Raw genomic sequence first — 2,113 nt, forward strand, 5'->3', positions numbered from 1 at the left:
GTCCACTCGTAGCGGGTGCGCGAGAGCAGGGCGACCCGGTCGCCGGGCTCGATCCCGGCCGCGACCAGGCCCTTGGCGACCGCGGCGACCTCGTCGCGGAAGGCGCTGGCGGTGACGTCGGTCCAGGAGTCGCCGGAGCGGACGCTGAACACCACGGCGTCGGCAGCCTCACGTGCATTGCGGACCACGTCGTCCGTGAGATTCCCGGTCTTGGGAATGTCTACCGCCAGGGGCGTGGAGAACTCACGCACGTTGCTGCCTCCTAGTGAGAGATGTATCAAGCACGTTACCCGCCAGTGGGGTCCGGACATCATCCGGTACGCTCCGTTTCCTGTACTGCCGAGGATCGACAGGGGATGCGATGCCCGAACAGACCACGTCGTCGATCGTCATCGAAGCCGCGCCCGCGGCGGTGATGGACGTGATCGCCGACTTCGCTGCCTACCCGCTGTGGGCCAAGGGCGTGCGGGTCGCGGACGTCACCGCGAGCGCCGGTGGCCGGGCCGAGCAGGTCTACTTCGAGCTCGATGTCGCGCCGATCAAGGACGAGTACACCCTCGCCTACGTCTGGGACGGCGATCGCCAGGTGACCTGGACCCTGGTCCAGGGCAAGATGCTGCGTGCCCTCGACGGCGCGTACGTGCTGCGTGACCTGGGCTCCGGGCGCACCGAGGTCACCTACCGGCTCTCCCTGGACGTCTCGATCCCGTTGATCGGCATGCTCAAGCGCAAGGGCGAGAAGATCCTCATCGACACCGCGCTCAAGGGCCTCAAGAAGCGCGTCGAGTCGCTCTGAGCCCGGCCAGCGTGCGGATCCTCCTCTTCACCGGCAAGGGCGGCGTCGGCAAGTCGACGGTCGCCGCCGGCACCGCTGCCCTGGCTGCGAGCCGGGGCAAGCGCACCCTGGTGCTCTCCACCGACGCCGCGCACTCCCTGGCCGACGCGTTCGGCGCCGAGGTGGGCAGCGAGCCGACCGAGGTGGCGCCGTTGCTCTTCGTCCAGCAGGTCGACGCGCAGCGTCGCTTCGAGCAGTCCTGGGCGGAGATCCAGCGCTACCTGCTCAGCGTGCTCGACGTGGCCGGGGTGGACCCGGTCGCCGCCGAGGAGCTGACCGTCATCCCCGGGGCCGAGGAGGTGCTCGCGCTCCTGGAGCTGCGGGTGCAGGTGCTCGAGGGCGGCTGGGACGTGATCGTCGTCGACTGTGCGCCGACCGCGGAGACCCTGCGGCTGCTGGCCCTGCCGGAGGCACTCGGCTGGTACATGCAGCGGGTCTTCCCGTTCGAGCGCCGGGTGGTCAAGGCCCTCAAGCCCGTGCTGGCCAAGGCGTCCGGCGTGCCGATGCCCACCGACTCGGTCTTCGACGCGGTCGAGCGCCTGCATGGCGACCTCGACGAGGTGCGCCGGCTGCTGGCCGGTCCGCAGGCGAGCGTGCGCCTGGTGCTGACCCCGGAGAAGGTGGTGCTGGCCGAGGCCCGGCGCTCGTGGACGACGCTCTCCCTGTTCGGCTACCGGGTCGACGGCGTGGTCGCCAACCGGGTCTTCCCGAGCGGGGCGGCCGACGCCTGGCGCCAGGGCTGGGTGGACGCCCAGCGCAGCGTGCTCGACGAGGTGGAGGAGTCGTTCGCCGGGTTGAGGCAGTGGCGTTCGCTCTACCGCGCCAGCGAGCCGGTCGGACTGGATGCGTTGCGCACCGTGGCCGCAGAGCTGTACCGCGACGACGACCCGTTCGCGCTGCCCGAGGGTGCCGAGCCGTTCCGGGTCACCCGGGACGCGCACGGAGCGCTGCTGGAGCTGGCGTTGCCGCACGTGACCAAGGCGGACGTCGACCTGGCCCGGCACGGCGACGAGCTGGTGGTGACCGTGGCGTCGTACCGTCGGCTGCTCTCGTTGCCGCCCGGACTGGCGCGACATCGGGTGGCCGGGGCTCGTGTGGTCCCCGGTGCCCTGCAGGTGCGATTCGAGGAGGTAGCGCAGTGAGTGAGGGCGAGGAGCCCCAGGTGGGCTCGGTGGCGGAGGAGGCCGTCAAGCTCTTCGGTGCGCTCTCCGACTGGGCCAAGGAGCACCGGGGCGACCTGAACCATCAGGTCGCCGGCTTCGCGGCGACGGCGGCGGG

At 71.0% G+C, this 2,113-nt stretch carries 3 protein-coding genes; 2 read left to right on the forward strand and 1 reads right to left on the reverse strand.

From position 1 onward, the window contains the following. Positions 1-251 (reverse strand): AMP-binding protein (locus tag ABD151_RS04970; protein ID WP_343992384.1); only part of this gene is annotated, 251 nt, incomplete at its 3' end. 110 nt (positions 252-361) lie between these two features. Between ABD151_RS04970 and ABD151_RS04975 the strand changes: the two genes are divergently transcribed. Continuing rightward, on the forward strand, positions 362-796 hold the full coding sequence (locus ABD151_RS04975; RefSeq protein WP_343991927.1) for an SRPBCC family protein: 435 nt from the start codon (positions 362-364) through the stop codon (positions 794-796). Positions 797-807: 11 nt separating this feature from the next. Further along, a complete protein-coding gene (locus ABD151_RS04980) occupies positions 808-1,977 on the forward strand; it encodes an ArsA family ATPase (RefSeq protein WP_343991929.1) in 1,170 nt (389 codons plus the stop codon). The last annotated feature ends 136 nt before the right edge of the window (positions 1,978-2,113 follow it).

This window comes from Nocardioides dubius (genome assembly GCF_039528155.1).
Taxonomy (GTDB): domain Bacteria; phylum Actinomycetota; class Actinomycetes; order Propionibacteriales; family Nocardioidaceae; genus Nocardioides; species Nocardioides dubius.

Coding starts and splice junctions, on each gene's coding strand:
- ABD151_RS04975 (WP_343991927.1), top strand. CDS start 362: ATGCCCGAACAGACCACGTCGTCGATCGTCATCGAAGCCGCGCCCGCG.